Origin of the sequence: Streptomyces sp. ActVer (genome assembly GCF_027270795.1) — a bacterium.
In the GTDB taxonomy this organism is placed as follows: domain Bacteria; phylum Actinomycetota; class Actinomycetes; order Streptomycetales; family Streptomycetaceae; genus Streptomyces; species Streptomyces umbrinus_A.
In genome coordinates this window covers 1-14,596 of the sequence record NZ_JAPWHT010000098.1, presented here as the reverse complement: position 1 = coordinate 14,596, position 14,596 = coordinate 1, and the positions used below count along the sequence as shown (strand labels likewise).

12 protein-coding genes and 1 pseudogene are annotated in these 14,596 nt (G+C 69.6%); 6 read left to right on the top strand and 7 right to left on the bottom strand.

Annotation, left to right across the window (positions count from 1 at the left end; genetic code table 11):
* The first annotated feature begins 102 nt into the window (after window positions 1-102).
* A complete protein-coding gene (locus O3Q52_RS18160) occupies window positions 103-495 on the top strand; it encodes an ester cyclase (RefSeq protein WP_269649827.1) in 393 nt (130 codons plus the stop codon).
* Between the two features lie 85 nt (window positions 496-580).
* Window positions 581-1,267, top strand: a complete 687-nt coding sequence (locus O3Q52_RS18155; protein ID WP_269649826.1) for an SDR family NAD(P)-dependent oxidoreductase — start codon at window positions 581-583, stop codon at window positions 1,265-1,267.
* Window positions 1,268-1,313: 46 nt separating this feature from the next.
* Here the strand turns inward: O3Q52_RS18155 and O3Q52_RS18150 are convergent, their stop codons facing one another.
* Genes O3Q52_RS18150 through O3Q52_RS18130 form a run of 5 tightly spaced genes read right to left on the bottom strand, consistent with a single transcriptional unit; the run spans window position 1,314 to window position 7,099 of the window.
* Window positions 1,314-2,567 carry a styrene monooxygenase/indole monooxygenase family protein gene (locus O3Q52_RS18150; protein ID WP_269649825.1) on the bottom strand — a complete coding sequence of 418 codons (1,254 nt, stop codon included), beginning with the start codon at window positions 2,565-2,567 and terminating at the stop codon, window positions 1,314-1,316.
* A gap of 36 nt (window positions 2,568-2,603) precedes the next feature.
* Window positions 2,604-3,197 carry an ATP/GTP-binding protein gene (locus O3Q52_RS18145; protein ID WP_269649840.1) on the bottom strand — a complete coding sequence of 198 codons (594 nt, stop codon included), beginning with the start codon at window positions 3,195-3,197 and terminating at the stop codon, window positions 2,604-2,606.
* 58 nt (window positions 3,198-3,255) lie between these two features.
* Window positions 3,256-3,657 carry a DUF742 domain-containing protein gene (locus O3Q52_RS18140; protein ID WP_189838446.1) on the bottom strand — a complete coding sequence of 134 codons (402 nt, stop codon included), beginning with the start codon at window positions 3,655-3,657 and terminating at the stop codon, window positions 3,256-3,258.
* A gap of 5 nt (window positions 3,658-3,662) precedes the next feature.
* Window positions 3,663-4,163: a roadblock/LC7 domain-containing protein gene (locus O3Q52_RS18135; protein WP_269649824.1), complete on the bottom strand. Its 501-nt coding sequence runs from the start codon at window positions 4,161-4,163 to the stop codon at window positions 3,663-3,665.
* Window positions 4,160-7,099, bottom strand: coding sequence for a nitrate- and nitrite sensing domain-containing protein (locus tag O3Q52_RS18130; protein ID WP_269649823.1), 2,940 nt, complete (start codon window positions 7,097-7,099; stop codon window positions 4,160-4,162). The genes O3Q52_RS18135 and O3Q52_RS18130 overlap by 4 nt, the downstream gene beginning before the upstream one ends.
* 356 nt (window positions 7,100-7,455) lie before the next feature.
* On the opposite strand from O3Q52_RS18130, the gene O3Q52_RS18125 reads away from it, so the two are divergent.
* Window positions 7,456-8,241 (top strand): protein phosphatase 2C domain-containing protein, encoded by a 786-nt coding sequence (locus tag O3Q52_RS18125; RefSeq protein ID WP_269649822.1) that lies wholly within the window; start codon window positions 7,456-7,458, stop codon window positions 8,239-8,241.
* Window positions 8,242-8,334: 93 nt separating this feature from the next.
* Here O3Q52_RS18125 and O3Q52_RS18120 read toward each other — a convergent pair whose 3' ends face one another.
* Complete coding sequence (locus O3Q52_RS18120) at window positions 8,335-8,841, bottom strand: MarR family winged helix-turn-helix transcriptional regulator (protein ID WP_269649839.1); 507 nt, start codon at window positions 8,839-8,841, stop codon at window positions 8,335-8,337.
* Between the two features lie 272 nt (window positions 8,842-9,113).
* On the opposite strand from O3Q52_RS18120, the pseudogene O3Q52_RS18115 reads away from it, so the two are divergent.
* Window positions 9,114-9,566: pseudogene (locus O3Q52_RS18115) on the top strand (GH25 family lysozyme); the annotation flags it as partial.
* A 392-nt stretch (window positions 9,567-9,958) separates the two neighbouring features.
* Here the strand turns inward: O3Q52_RS18115 and lon are convergent.
* A complete protein-coding gene (gene lon, locus O3Q52_RS18110) occupies window positions 9,959-12,376 on the bottom strand; it encodes an endopeptidase La (protein ID WP_269649821.1) in 2,418 nt (805 codons plus the stop codon).
* Window positions 12,377-12,588: 212 nt separating this feature from the next.
* Here lon and O3Q52_RS18105 point away from each other — a divergent pair, with 212 nt between their 5' ends.
* Both O3Q52_RS18105 and O3Q52_RS18100 read left to right on the top strand, forming a co-directional pair.
* Complete coding sequence (locus tag O3Q52_RS18105) at window positions 12,589-13,338, top strand: TnsA-like heteromeric transposase endonuclease subunit (RefSeq protein ID WP_269649820.1); 750 nt, start codon at window positions 12,589-12,591, stop codon at window positions 13,336-13,338.
* Window positions 13,338-14,564: a hypothetical protein gene (locus O3Q52_RS18100; protein WP_269649819.1), complete on the top strand. Its 1,227-nt coding sequence runs from the start codon at window positions 13,338-13,340 to the stop codon at window positions 14,562-14,564. The genes O3Q52_RS18105 and O3Q52_RS18100 overlap by 1 nt, the downstream gene beginning before the upstream one ends.
* The last annotated feature ends 32 nt before the right edge of the window (window positions 14,565-14,596 follow it).

The following is a 14,596-nucleotide window of genomic DNA, read 5'->3' as shown; positions in this document are numbered from 1 at the left end:
CCTCTTCCGCATCGATCGATGCGGAAGTGCTATCGTCGACTTCTGCGGCGATCGATACAGAAGTCGGGGAAGGTCGGCGCCGCCACACAGAAGGGTCATCCGATGTCCGACAGTGATCTGCGCGCTTTCTACCTGCGCTATGTCGAGCAGCTCAACGCCCACAAGTTCGACGGCATGGACGAGTTCATCAACGACCGGACCACGCTGAACGGCGAGCCCGCCACCCGGGACGACCTTCTCGCGGTTCAGAGGCGGGACGTGGACGCGGTTCCGGACCTCCACTGGGAGCTCAAGGAACTGCTCTTCGACGGTGACCGGCTGGCCGCCCGCCTGATCAACACGGGCACTCCGGTGAAGGAATGGCTCGGCGTGGCCCCCACCGGCGCCTCGTTCGAGATCGTCGAATACGCCATCTACCAGGTCCGCGACGGGCGGTTCGTGCATATGACCGCTCTGCACGACGCCGCCGAAATGCGCCGTCAGTTGACCGGTTGATCTCCCGGATCGGCGTCAGCAACGCAAAGAACGGTCCGGACACCTGTAACGGCCCACTCGGGCCACTCGATTCTGGAGGAAAGGCATGACCGTCACACTGATCACCGGGGCCAACAAGGGCATCGGCTTCGAGACAGCCAGACAGCTTCTGGAGCTGGGCCACGTCGTCTACATGGGCGCGCGTGACGTCGAGCGGGGCAAGAAGGCCGCCGCGGCGCTCGGCGCACAGTTCGTGCAGCTCGATGTGACCGACGACGCGTCGGTGAGCAACGCGCTGGCGACGATCGATGCGGCCGAGGGCCGGCTCGACGTGCTCGTGAACAACGCCGGAATCCTCGGGAGCGAAGTCATCAACGGCCCCGAGGCAGTGCGGGTTTTCGACACCAACACGGTGGGAGTCGTGCGCGTCACGGAGGCGGCACTTCCCCTGCTGCGCAACTCCTCGAACCCCACCGTGGTCAACGTTTCGAGCAGCCTCGGGTCTTTCTGGGCGGTGAACAACCCCGACCGGCCGGAGTTCAACGTGCCGTTGGCGCTCTACTCCGCGTCCAAGTCAGCCACGACCATGCTCACGGTGCAGTACGCAAAGTCCCAGCCGGGCATCAAGTTCAATGCCCTTGAGCCCGGCACCACCGCCACGGACATGACCGCGGCCCTCGGAATCGGAAGGCCGGTGGAAGAGAGCGCCAGAACCGTGGTGCGCCTGGCCACCCTCGACGCGGACGGCCCCACCGGAACTCTCCAGGACGAGAACGGGGAGTTGCGCTGGTAGCCGCCGTGCAGGGACGAGCGCGTCGAGGGGCAGCGCGGCTGTCCCGTCAGGCTCCGGCGACCGACGCCAGATACGCGCCCGTCTTCTCGGGGTCGTAGAAGAAGTTCTCGAAGTCCGACGGGTCGTTGAAGCCGTTCGCGAAGCGGTCGGCGACCGGGGGGAGTTGGCCCGCCGCGCCGATCAGGTTGAGGACGTGCTCCGGCGGTGCGCCGAGCATCGCGTTCGTCCACTTGGTCACGTGCTGGGCCGTCTCCCAGTACCGCTCGAACGTGTCCCGCATCCACGTCTCGTCGAACTCCTTCTCGCCGTGCGAGAGGATCGAGTCGAGGTACGAAGCGGCGCACTTCGAGGCCGAGTTGGAGCCCTGGCCGGTGATCGGGTCGTTGGCGACGACGACGTCGGCGACACCGAGGACCAGGCCGCCGCCGGGCAGCCGGCCGATCGGGTTGCGGACCGTGGGCGCGTATCGTCCGGACAACGTGCCGCCGGCGTCGGTGAGTTCGACCTTGGTGGCCCGCGCGTACTCCCACGGCGTGAACCGCTCCATGAGTTCCAGGGTCAGGGAGAGGTGTTCGGCCGGGTCCTTGACGCCCTGGAAGGCGTCCAGCGGGCCGCCGGGTATGCCCTCCCAGAAGAGGATGTCCGCCCGGCCGGAGGTGGTGAGGGTGGGCATGACGAAGAGTTCGCCCACGCCGGGGACGAGGTTGCAGCGGACCGCGTCGTAGTCCGGGTGCTCCGGGCGCGGGCCGAGGCCGTGGACGTACGCGACGGCCAGCGCGCGCTGCGGCTCCGTGTACGGGGAGCGGGAGGCGTCGCGGCCGAACATCGACACCAGTTCGCCCTTGCCGGCCGAGACGAGGACCAGGTCGTACGTACGGGAGAAGTAGTTGAGGTCGCCGACCGCCGCGCCGTGGATGACCAGTTGGCCGCCGCGCTGGGCGAACGTCTCCATCCAGCCGGCCATCTTGACGCGCTGGTCGACGGACTGTGCGTACCCGTCGAGCCTGCCGACCCAGTCGATCACGCGCTGGGTCGGCCCGGGGTCGTGCGAGCCGGGGGCTGCGACCGAGACGCCGAGTCCTTCGATCTTCGGGGCCTGGGACTCCCAGAAGTTCACCTGGAGATCGCGCTCGTGCTGCAACGCCGTGTGGAACATGCACTGCGTCGACATGACGCGGGCGGTACGGATCTCGTCCGCCGTGCGGTTGGACATCAGGGTGACCTCGTACCCGTTCGACTGGAGTCCGAGGGCGAGCTGGAGACCGGACTGGCCGGCTCCGACGACGAGTATCTTCCGCATGCCTGTCCTTCTCTGCGTACGTACGTCTTGTCCCGGTTATTCCGGGCTGACTTCGAGTGCGTGGCCGACGAGGGCCAGCAGGGTCTCGATGGCCGAGAACCTGCTGCGCGCGTCCATGATCATGACAGGTATGTGCGGAGGGATCGTGAGGGCCTCGCGTACGTCCTCCGGCTCGTACTTCTCGCTGCCGTCGAAGTGGTTGACGGCGACGACGTACGGCAGCCGGCAGCTCTCGAAGTAGTCGAGCGCCGGGAAGCAGTCCTTCAGGCGGCGCGTGTCGGCGAGGACCACCGCGCCGATCGCCCCGCGCACCAGGTCGTCCCACATGAACCAGAACCGCTGCTGCCCCGGCGTGCCGAACAGGTACAGGACCAGGTCGTCGTCGAGCGTGATGCGGCCGAAGTCCATGGCCACGGTGGTGGTCAGCTTCTCCGGGGTCGAGCTGAGGTCGTCGGTGTCCTCGCTCGCCTCGGTCATCAGCGCCTCCGTCTGGAGAGGCGTGATCTCCGAGACGGCGGTGACGAGGGTGGTCTTGCCGACGCCGAAGCCGCCGGCCACCACTATCTTCGTGGCGATCGGGGCGCGCGTACGGTCCTTCTGCCAGGCCTTCAACTCATCTTCAGGCTCGATGAGTTGAGGATCCTTTGCGAATTGCGTGTATCGCGAGGCATCTTCGACGCGGGAGGCGTCAGAGACGACGGAGTCCACTCAGCACCCTTTCCAGCAGAGCGCGGTCCGGCTGTCCCGGGCCGTGACCTGTTCCGTACACACGGATCTTCCCCTGGTCCGCCAGGTCGCTGAGGAGCACCCGGACCACACCGAGCGGCATCTTCAGCAGGGCGGCGACCTCGGCCACCGTACGCATCCGGCGGCAGAGTTCGACGATGGCCCGCATCTCGGGCATCACCCGGGTGGAGAGTGAACCATTCTCCAGTTCCGGGCGCTCCGGCGAGGCTTCGAGCGCCGCCACGAACGTCTCGACGAGCAGGACGTGCCCGAAGCGCGTACGGCCGCCGGTGAGCGAGTACGGGCGTACGCGGGCGGGTTTGCGGTCGCCGCCGCGGACCGGGAGTCTGGGCGTGCCGCTCACGTCGTTCACTTGGCCGCCTCCATCGTCGTGGCCTCGATCGACTGCCGCAGCTCGCTGCGGAGTTCGGGGGTCATGACGTGCCCGGCACGGCCCACGAAGAGCGCCATGTGGTACGCGACGACGCTCATGTCGCAGTCCGGGGCACCGTGCACACCGAGCAGCGAGCCGTCGCTGATCGACATGACGAACAGGCCGCCGTCGTCCATCGCGACCATGGTCTGCTTGACGCCTCCGCCGTCCATCAGCTTGGCGGCGCCGATGGCGAGGCTGCCGATGCCGGACACGATGGTGGCCAGGTCCGCCGCGGAGCCCTTGGGGCTCGTGCGCGTCTCGGTGGCGCGACGTGCCTGGGCGTTTCTCCCGGGGTCGGAGGAGAGCAGCAACAGGCCGTCGGAGGAGACCACCGCGACGGACAGGAGCCCCGGCACCTCCTCGACGAGGTTCGTCAGCAGCCAGTGCAGATTGCGGGCTTCACTGCTCAGTCCGAAGGTACTGGGCGCGGTCAACTGCTTGCCTCCTCGACTGTGTCCCCCTTGGTTTCTACGGCATGTGCGGCGGGCTGCTGCAGCCCCGACGTCTGTTCGGCGATCTCCGCTTCGACGTCACGGCGGCCGTGGTTCGCGCCCCGGTGGAAGCCACCGAGCCTGCGGCGCAGGGCCTCGGCGTCCACGGACGCGTTGCGCGGCCTCGCCGCCGGGGCGGGCGCGGAGATCCTGGGGGTCCGCTTGGGCAGCCCCTTGTCGGTGACCGGCTCGTCCGGTTCCTGCGGCGCGTGCGATTCCTGCGGTGCCTGCGCTGTCTGCGGTTCGTACGCCGACTGCGGCTGGTTCGGCGCGTCGGGGACGCGCTCGTGGGCGTCCGGGCCGATGGCGTACGGGTCGGTGCTCTTCTGGGCGGGGAGCGTGATGGACGGAGTGGCGGCCTCGGGTTCGCGGGCCTCGGCCTCTGCGGGCTCGGCGGGTTCGGAGAGGTCCTCGGCCGGGGGTACCGGCGCCATGAGCACCATGGTCGTCTCGGGGCCGGTGACGACGGGCTCGGAGGACCGCTCCTCCTGGGTGCCGGCCTGCGGGCTCGCGCCCTCGTGGGCTTCGTCGCCTGTGCCGTCCGCGTCGTCCTCGCGTACGGGACTGTCTGCGAGGGGCGCCTCGCCGGCGTCCCGCAGGGACTCCTCCGCGGCCGCGATCAGCGGGTCGCGGTCCGAACGGGCGTACAGGACATTGGAGTTGGCCTCGGCGTCCGCGCCCGGGAGGGAGAGCGCCGGGGCGCCGCCCGCCGTGCGGGCGGTGGTCGCGGAGGGCACGGCGACGGCGGGCGCGGCGGCGAGCAGGGACTTGGGCAGGACGACGACCGCCGTGATGCCGCCCTGCTTCTGCTCGCGCAACTGCACGCGTACGCCGTGCCGGTGGGCGAGCCGGGCCACCACGTACAGGCCGAGCCCGAGTCCTTCCCCGCTCTCCTGGTCGTACGCGTCCTCGGGGTCGAAGTCCGAGAGGCGGGTGTTGAGCTGGGTGAGCCGGTCGCCGGTCATGCCGATGCCCTCGTCCTGGACGGAGAGCATGACCTCGCCGCTCTCCAGGAGCCAGCCGGAGACCTCGACGGGCATGTCGGGCGGCGAGAACGACGAGGCGTTCTCCAGGAGTTCGGCCATCAGGTGGCTGATGTCGTCGGCGGCGAACCCGGCGAGGTGCGCGTGCGGCGGCAGCGCGGCGATCCGCACCCGCTCGTAGCGCTCGATCTCGCTGACGGCGGCGCGTACGACGTCGACGAGCGGGACCGGGCCGGGGTGCTGGTGGCCGTGGTCGGCGCCCGCGAGGACCAGCAGGTTCTCGCTGTGGCGGCGCATGACGGTGGCGAAGTGGTCGAGCCGGAAGAGGGTGGCGAGGCGGTCGGGGTCCTGCTCGCGCTCCTCCAGGCCCTCGATGACGCCGAGTTGGCGCTCGACGAGGCCGAGGGTGCGCAGGGCGAGGTTGACGAAGGTGCCGTGGATGCTGCTGCGGACCTGCTCCAAGTGGGCGACGGCGTCGGCGAGTTCGGAGCGGAGCCGGTCTCGCTCGTCGGCCATCTTCTGGCGCTTGCCGATGAGGTGCCTGCGGTCGTCCTCCAGGGTCGCCATCCGCTCGTGGGCCGCGAGGGCGTGCGCGTGGAGCGTGTTGACGGAGCGTACGACCTGGGCGAACTCGTCGTTGCGGCCGGTGAACTTGACCGGTTCCTGGGTGGCCGGTTCGGCGGCGAGGCGCGCCGAGCCGAGGCGCAGGACGGCGAGCGGGCGGGTGAGCGAGCGGGCCATGCCCGTGGCGACGCCGACGGCGAGCAGCATCAGGGCGCCGAGGATCGCGATCCGGATCTCCAGCGCGGTGACGTCGTCGTCCCTCAACTGGGCGAGTTCCTTGGCCCGTTGGGTGTTGAGGGAGGCCTCGACGCCGCGCATCTGCTCGACGCGCGCGGAGAGCGCGGCGTCCAGCTTCTTGGTGTCGGTGTCGAGCTGGGAGCTGGAGAGGGTGGGGCGGGTCGCCAGGCTCGCGAGGTACTTGTCGGCGGTGTTGACCTCGGCGCCGGTCACCGTGGAGTCGTACGACGCACGGTCGGTCTTCGGCGCGGTCTCACGGAAGCCGGTGATCGCCGCCTGCTCACGGACGTTGGACTGCATGGCGGCGGCCGTGAGCGCGTTGCGCTGCCTGGTGTCCGCGGCGGTCGACGTGGTGCTCGTCGTGGGCAGACCCGTGATCGGGTCGGTCTCGGTCTGCGTGGAGGTGGGGACGTTCAGGGCCGCGAGGAGGAGGCCGCGGGTCGCGGCGGCCTGCTGGACCGCGGTGTCGAGCTCGGCGAGGGCGTGCGCGCCGGCGCCCGCGCGGGGCGGGAGCTGCTCGGCCAGTTCCTCGGCGAGGCCGTGGAGTTCGGTGAGGGCGGCGGAGTACGCCTGATGCGCTTCGAGAGCGGTGTTCTTCCCGGTGAGGGCCGCTCGGCGCACGGTGGCGATGTTGTCGAGGGTCTTGCGGAACGCCGCGGGGGCGTCGGCCTCGACGGCTTCCGCGCGGAGTTCGTCGACCTGCCGGTCGACGCGGGCGCTGCGGTTCTCGGAGGGGCCCTTGCCGTCGGGGCGGCCGGCCGCGATGTAGGAGGTGACCTCGTCGCGTTCGTCGGAGAGCGAGTGGGCGAGGGCCAGCGCGTCCTGGGTGCGTCCGGCGAGCGTCACCAGGTTCTGCGAGTCGTTCAGATCGCTCGACGCGGCGATCACGGACGGGGCGCCGGCTCCGGCGATCGCGGCGGCCACGACGGCGACGGCGATGATCAGCCGACTGCGTACGTGCACGGGGCGACCGCGGCCCGCGGGGTCCGGGATGTTCTGTGCGGTCGGCGAGTTCGGCGTGTGCCCGGAGGCTTCACCCGAGGCCGACTGCCTGCCTTTGCGCCGAGGCCGCATTTTCTGCACCGGTGCTCGCATTCTTGACTCGTGTCCCCATGGGCCCGGGTGACGATCCGTCAACTCGCGTTTCGTCCCGGTACGGCTCCCGACCCTCCCAGTGCCGGTGGGCAGTGGTCGTGCATCGCCTGACCCGCCACACGAAGGAGTGAACATCCCCGAGGAGCGGACCGGCAAGTTCCCGTGGCGCGTGCGACACCCTTGCGCGGCGGGCCGGTTGGACGTCCACAGCGACCGGTGGCAAGATGCGCTGCCACGCTTCAGCGGAGTCGGTGATTCCACCTCAAAACAGGCGCCTGACCTGCCTGTCGGGGGCGATTCGAGGACGGTTGCCAGCCTTTGGCGAAGCTTGTGAAGGCCTCGTGCAGACTGGCCGAATGCGCTCGGAACTGATCTCGGTCCCCGGTGACCCCGCCCGCCCCGACGAGGACTACGCGTCGCTCGGACTTCCCGCCTCCGGACAGGGAGGCGCGCTCGTCGTCCTGGACGGTGTGACGCCACCGGCCACCGACTACGCCTGTCTGCATTCCGTCCCCTGGTTCACGGCCCGCCTCGGCGGATCCCTGCACGAACTGTCCGTTTCACGGCGAGATCTGACGCTGACCGAGGTGCTCGCGCACGCCATCCTGCGTACCGCCGACGCCCATCGCGCCACCTGTGACCTTTCTCACCCACGCACCCCACAGGCAACCGTCGTACTGGCCCGCTGGTCCCCGGAATCCGTCGAGTACCTGGTCCTCTCGGACTCGGCCCTCCTCGTGGAATCCCCCGCCGGCGAGGTCACCCCGCTCCTCGACGACCGCCTCTCCCGAGTCCCCCGCGCCACCCTGACCTCCCACACCGCCACGGACGCCACCCTCCGCAACAAGGAAGGCGGCTTCTTCACCGCGGCGTCAGACCCTTCGGTCGCGGCCCGAGCTGTGACGGGCACCCTCCCCCGCTCCGACGTCCGAGCCGTGGCCGCCCTCACGGACGGCGCGACCCGCTGGACGGACAAGTTCCACGAGGGCGACTGGACAGCCCTGTTCACCCTCGTACGAAAGGAGGGCGGCCAGGCGCTGATCGACCGCGTACGAGCCCTGGAACTGGCGGATGTGGAGCGCAGGTTCCTGGGCCGCTCAAAGCAACACGACGACGCGACGGTGGCGTACGTGGAGTTGTGAGCAGCGGGGGCGTGCCCCGTTAGGGGCGCGGGGAACCGCGCGACCAGCCACAACCGGCCGGCAGCCGCAAACAACCCCCGGGAGGGAACCCGCTCAGCTCTCAACCCCCCGGTTCAGCCGATGCAGCAACCGCGCCAGCTCAGCCACTTCCTTCCGGTCCCAGCTGGCAAGCTCCCGTACATACCGCGCCCGCCGAGCATCCCGCACGGCACGAAACCGCACACGCCCCTCCTCCGTGAGATGAACGAGCCAGGCCCGCCCATCCGCAGGATCCGGCTCCCGGGCGACGACGCCCATCTCCTCCAGCGCCCGCAACTGCCGCGACATCGTGGCCTTGCCGACACCGATGTACGCGGCAAGCTCCGTCGCCCGCTGCCGCCCGAGTTCTTCCAGCCGTACGAGCAGGCCGTACGCCGAGGACTCCAGGTCGGGATGGACCTCCCGGACCATCTCGCCGGAGGAGGCGCGGGCACGCCGCAGCAGGACGGTCAGCTCGCGTTCCAGCGCCAGGAACTCCTGGTCCACCCCGCCCTGGTCCACACCACTCGCCTGGGCACCGGATTTCGTCCGGTGCCCTTCGCCGTTTCCGCCCTCGTGCACGTCAGCACCCATGACCCGGTTTCCCGATCGTGAAAGTTTCCGCCAAAGACCGCCATTGCCGCAGCTGGGCCAGTATTTCGCAGGAATAGACCAACGGCAGCCTCCGGCCCCTCTTTCCGCCCGGTCGCCGCGGCGCGTAGCGTCGCTGAGAGGCACTCAATGGCATGCCCACGCCATTACCCACGTCGAGCACTCTTCGAGCCCTCTCATCGAGCCAACTCATCGAGCACGTTCCCGCACCTTCGAGCACGCCGAGCCTTCGGAGGCACGCAATGCCCGTGCACAGATCCCGATTACTGCTCGCAGCCCTCTTCTCCCTCGCCTCTCTCCTCCTCACCCTCCCGCTCCCGGCCCAGGCGGCCGACGTACCGCCCCGGGGCTCCGCCCACATGGGAATGGGCGTCATCCCGCACGACGGCCAGGGCGGTCTGCCGACCCCCGGTGACGCCACGCAGACGGAGGGCGTGGACGTCAGCAGCCACCAGGGCAACGTCGCCTGGTCGACCCTGTGGACCAGCGGGGTCAAGTGGGCCTACGTCAAGGCCACCGAGGGGACGTACTGCACGAACCCCTACTTCGCCCAGCAGTACAACGGCTCGTACAACGTCGGCATGATCCGTGGCGCGTACCACTTCGCGACCCCCGACACGACGGGCGGAGCCGCCCAGGCCAACTACTTCGTCGACCACGGCGGCGGCTGGTCCAAGGACGGCAGGACCCTGCCGGCGCGCCACACCTACGGTGAGTCCGCACTATGGCCAGGCATGCCGTACAGGAGTTCGGCAAGTCCCACCTTCGAGGGGCTACCGAGCACAACGGAACTCTGGCGACCACCCGCCCGACTACTGTCGCACCGCCCGACAACCTCGTTTGCCGGACCTACCGTCGGACCGGCGGGAAGTAACGCCTCGTGGAGGCCCGTGTAAGACCAACTTCCCTCGGGGAGAGGGCAAGGGCCTGTGAAGCAGGAACCCGTGGTGGTGCGGCGCAAACCGCACGGACCAGAATCGTCGACCCCAGGGTAGGCGAGGGCGTCAATACACGATGTGGCAGTACACGTCGTCGGGCCCGGGAACCCCTTGCGGGACTCCCGGGCCGCGTGTACCGGCAGCGTCCGTCACGCCGCCACCGGAACCTCCGTCGCCGCGCCGTTCGTCGCCGGGGCGAGGGCCAGTTCGAGGACCTGGCGGACATCCGTGACCGCGTGGACGTCGAGCTTCTCCAGGACCTCGGCCGGGACGTCGTCCAGGTCGGCCTCGTTGCGCTTCGGGATGATCACGGTCGTGACCCCGGCCCGGTGCGCGGCGAGCAGTTTCTGCTTCACGCCGCCGATCGGGAGCACCCGGCCGGTGAGCGAGACCTCACCCGTCATGGCCACGTCCGTGCGGACCAGCCGGCCCGACAGGAGCGAGGCGAGGGCCGTCGTCATGGTGACACCGGCGCTCGGGCCGTCCTTGGGGACCGCGCCGGCCGGGAAGTGGATGTGCACACCCCGGTCCTTCAGGTCTCCCACGGGCAGTTCGAGTTCGGCTCCGTGACTCCGCAGGAAGGAGAGCGCGATCTGCGCCGACTCCTTCATGACGTCACCGAGCTGACCGGTGAGGGTCAGACCCGACGCGCCCGTCTCGGGGTCGGCCAGCGACGCCTCCACGAAGAGGACATCACCGCCCGCACCCGTGACCGCGAGGCCTGTCGCCACACCGGGCACCGCGGTGCGGCGCTCGGCCGGGTCCGTTGCGGACTCGGGCACGTGGTGCGGCCGTCCGATCAGCGCGCGCAGATCGTCGGCGCCGACCGTGAACGGCAGTTCCCGCTCGCCGAGTTCGTGCTGCGCCGCGACCTTGCGGAGCAGCCGTGCGACGGACCGCTCCAGGTTGCGTACGCCCGCCTCCCGCGTGTACTCGCCGGCCAGCTTGCGCAACGCGCTCTCGTCCAGGGTGACTTCGGCCTTCTCCAGACCGGCCCGCTCCAGCTGACGCGGCAGCAGGTGGTCCCGGGCGATGACGACCTTCTCGTCCTCGGTGTAGCCGTCCAGCCGCACCAGCTCCATACGGTCGAGCAGCGCCTCCGGGATGGCTTCGAGCACGTTGGCCGTGGCGAGGAACACCACGTCGCTCAGGTCGAGTTCGACCTCCAGGTAGTGGTCCCGGAAGGTGTGGTTCTGTGCCGGGTCGAGGACTTCGAGCAGGGCCGCGGCCGGGTCGCCGCGGAAGTCGGAGCCCACCTTGTCGATCTCGTCCAGCAGGACCACCGGGTTCATGGACCCGGCCTCCTTGATGGCCCGCACGACACGGCCGGGCAGCGCGCCGACGTACGTACGCCGGTGGCCGCGGATCTCCGCCTCGTCCCGTACGCCGCCCAGGGCGACCCGGACGAACTTGCGGCCCATGGCGTGCGCGACGGACTCGCCGAGACTGGTCTTGCCGACGCCGGGAGGTCCGACGAGCGCGAGCACGGCACCGCCGCGGCGGCCGCCGACGACACCCAGACCCCGGTCGTTGCGCCGCTTGCGCACGGCCAGGTACTCGGTGATCCGCTCCTTCACGTCCTCCAGACCGGCGTGCTCGGCGTCCAGGATCGCCTTGGCGCCCTGGATGTCGTACTCGTCCTCCGTGCGCTCGTTCCACGGCAGTTCGAGCACCGTGTCGAGCCAGGTGCGGATCCAGGAGCCCTCGGGCGACTGGTCGCTGGAGCGCTCCAGCTTCTCGACCTCCTTGAGCGCGGCCTCGCGGACCTTCTCGGGGAGGTCGGCGGCCTCGACGCGGGTCCGGTAGTCGTCGGACTCCTCGCCCTCCGCCTCGCCGTTCAGCTCGCGCAGCTCCTTGCGGACGGCCTCCAGCTGGCGACGCAGCAGGAACTCGCGCTGCTGCTTGTCCACGCCTTCCTGTACGTCCTTGGCGATGGACTCGGCGACATCCTGCTCGGCGAGGTGCTCGCGCAGCTGCTCGGTGGCGAGCTTCAGCCGGGCCACCGGGTCGGCGGTCTCAAGGAGTTCGACCTTCTGGGCGGTCGTGAGGAACGGCGAGTAGCCGGAGTTGTCGGCGAGCGCGGACACGTCGTCGATGGCCTGGACGCGGTCCACGACCTGCCAGGCGGCACGCTTCTTCAGCCAGTTGGTGGCCAGCGCCTTGTACTCCTTGACCAGCTCGGTCACGGCGCCGGGCAGCGGGTCGGGCACGGTCTCCTCGACCTGGACACCCTCCACCCACAGTGCGGCTCCGGGGCCGGTCGTACCGGCGCCCACGCGCACCCGGCCGCGCCCGCGGATCAGGGCGCCGGGGTCGCCGTCGGCGAGGCGTCCGACCTGCTCGACCGTGCCGAGCACCCCCGTGTTCGCGTACGTCCCGTCGATCCGCGGAACAAGCAGCACCCTCGGCTTGCTTCCTCCACTGGAGCGCGCGGCGGCCTGTGCGGCCTCCACCGCGGCGCGTACGTCGGCGTCGTTGAGGTCCAGGGGCACCACCATGCCGGGCAGCACGACCTCGTCGTCGAGCGGCAGCACGGGCAGAGTGAGCGGTTCGGACGTCAAAGTCATGATCTCCCCTTCGGCATTCAAGTTGAGCTATGCCGACTCAATGCATGTGAGCCTTCAATTGTTCCCCAGGCGCTGTTCGCTGTGAGCGATCGGGTCGGTGATGTCTCGTAATTGTGGATCTTGCATAGGTCAGCTCTAAGCTGCACGTGATCTTGCACAGGTCAGCGTGACCTTGCATCAAGGGGCGAGGTTGGCTGGTTGTGGTACATGCGTTGGATGTGCTGCCGGGCGGGGCGGCGGGGCCGCCGGTGGAGGGATTCGAGGTCGGGTACGTCGACCCGGGCGGGTCGGAGTTCCGGCGTCCGCTTGCGGATGTGTGGGCGGTGCGGTTCGAGGACGCCGTGGGGGTGCGCGAGTTCAAGTCGTACAAGGGGCAGCGGCATCTTCCGGGTCTGTGGTGGTCCTCGACGGTGGGCGGGCACATCGGGTACGAGTCCTGGCTGGAGCGCGATCATGTGATGCTGCTGGACTTCGACCCGTCGGTGGTGGCGGTGTCCTCCCAGCCGTTCTGGCTGTTCTGGAGGTCGGAGGCGGGCAAGGGCGTCTCGCACGCGCCGGACTACTTCGCACGCCGTGACGACGGCTCCGCGGTCGTGATCGACTGCCGCCCGGCAGACCGGCGCAAGCCCCGGGACTGGGCCAAGTTCGAGGCGACACAGGCGGCCTGCGATCAGGTGGGGTGGGAGTTCCGGCTGGTGGGGGCACCGGATGCGATCGTGGTGCGGAACGTGCGGTGGCTGGCGGGGTCCCGCACGCCCCGGCACCGGATGGAGCCGGTCGTCTCCAGGCTGCGGGAGGTGTTCGCCGAGCCGTTGCCGCTGCTGGACGGGGTCGTGCTGGTCGGGGATCCGATCGCGGTGCTGCCGGTGCTGTTCCATCTGCTGTGGTCGCACGAGCTGGTGGTGGACGTGTCAGTGCCGCTGCACGCCGCCTCGCTCGTGTCGCCCGGAGTGGTGCGGTGATGGCCGGGCAGAGCGCCTCCGTGCTGCGGCCCGGGGACTGGATCACCTATGACGACGGCGAGTACCTGGTGGTGGCCCTGGCGGGAACCTCGGTGAGGCTGCGCTCACAGGATGGGCAGGAGTCGGTGGTGCTGGCCTCGTATCTGATGGCAGCACCGGACTTCTCGGTGATCGGCACGGAGCCACTGCCAACGCTGGAGCCCTCTGGTCTCCTGGCGACGCTACCGGAGCCGGTGCAGAAGGCGGCACGCGAGTGGGAACGCCATGTCGTGGAGGTCGAGGCGGGGCTACCGCCCGACGCCGAGCCGGGAACGCCTCCGCAGCCCGGGTACGACCCGGCGACGCGATCACTGGTGGAGCGGGCCCAAACGAAGGCGGATGAACTGGGTGTGAGTCTTCGCACTGTGCAGGGCAAGCGGTCGCGCTATGCCCAGCAGGGGTTGTGGGGGCTGGTCGACCAGCGGCAGGTGCGGATGTCGGAGGCGACGGGGCGGGCGGATGCCCGGCTGGTGGCGGCGGTCCGGGAGGCCCTGGATGCGGAGACACCTGCTTCGACGGGGACGCGGTCGCGGTTGATCCGCCGGGTGGTCAAGATGGTGGAGGCCAGCCATGGTGAGGGGGTTGTGCCGCTGCCGAGCAAGAACACCTTCTACAAGCTCATTGACGCCCTTTCCACCGGCCGGCACACCTTCGGCTCGGCGGTGACGCGGCGGCAGACGGCGAACCGGCCGCAGGGGCCGTTCACGCCGACGTTCGCGGACCGGCCCGGCGAACAGGTGCAGATCGACTCCACCCCCCTGGATGTGATGGTGGTGCTCGATTCAGGGCTGACGGTTCGCGCGGATCTGACGATCGCGGTCGACGTCGCGACCCGCTCTATCTGCGCGGCGGTGCTACGGCCGGTGGGCACGAAGGCAGTGGACGCCGCGCTGCTACTGGCGCGGATGCTGGTGCCCGAACCGATGCGGCCGGGCTGGTCGGCATCGCTGCGGATGGCGGCTTCGCGGATGCCGCACCGGCGGCTGCTGGACGTGGATACGCGGATGGAGCAGGCCGCCGCGAAGCCGGTGATCGTGCCGGACACGGTCGTCATCGACGGCGGGAAGGTCTTCATCTCCGACACGTTCATCCGAGCCTGCGACCGTCTCGGCATCTCAGTGCAGAGATCGCGCCCGCGCACGCCTACCGACAAACCTCGGGGTTCATACTGCGCCTCCTTGGGCTGATTCGGTGGGTGTTCCAGCTGGTGCTGGTCGTG

What these genes read in the sequence shown, in the direction of transcription:
- O3Q52_RS18155 (WP_269649826.1), top strand. Translation starts at nt 581, where the DNA reads ATGACCGTCACACTGATCACCGGGGCCAACAAGGGCATCGGCTTCGAG.
- O3Q52_RS18100 (WP_269649819.1), top strand. Translation starts at nt 13,338, where the DNA reads ATGGCCGGGCAGAGCGCCTCCGTGCTGCGGCCCGGGGACTGGATCACC.
- lon (WP_269649821.1), bottom strand. Translation starts at nt 12,376, where the DNA reads ATGACTTTGACGTCCGAACCGCTCACTCTGCCCGTGCTGCCGCTCGAC.
- O3Q52_RS18160 (WP_269649827.1), top strand. Translation starts at nt 103, where the DNA reads ATGTCCGACAGTGATCTGCGCGCTTTCTACCTGCGCTATGTCGAGCAG.
- O3Q52_RS18130 (WP_269649823.1), bottom strand. Translation starts at nt 7,099, where the DNA reads ATGCGAGCACCGGTGCAGAAAATGCGGCCTCGGCGCAAAGGCAGGCAG.
- O3Q52_RS18125 (WP_269649822.1), top strand. Translation starts at nt 7,456, where the DNA reads ATGCGCTCGGAACTGATCTCGGTCCCCGGTGACCCCGCCCGCCCCGAC.
- O3Q52_RS18150 (WP_269649825.1), bottom strand. Translation starts at nt 2,567, where the DNA reads ATGCGGAAGATACTCGTCGTCGGAGCCGGCCAGTCCGGTCTCCAGCTC.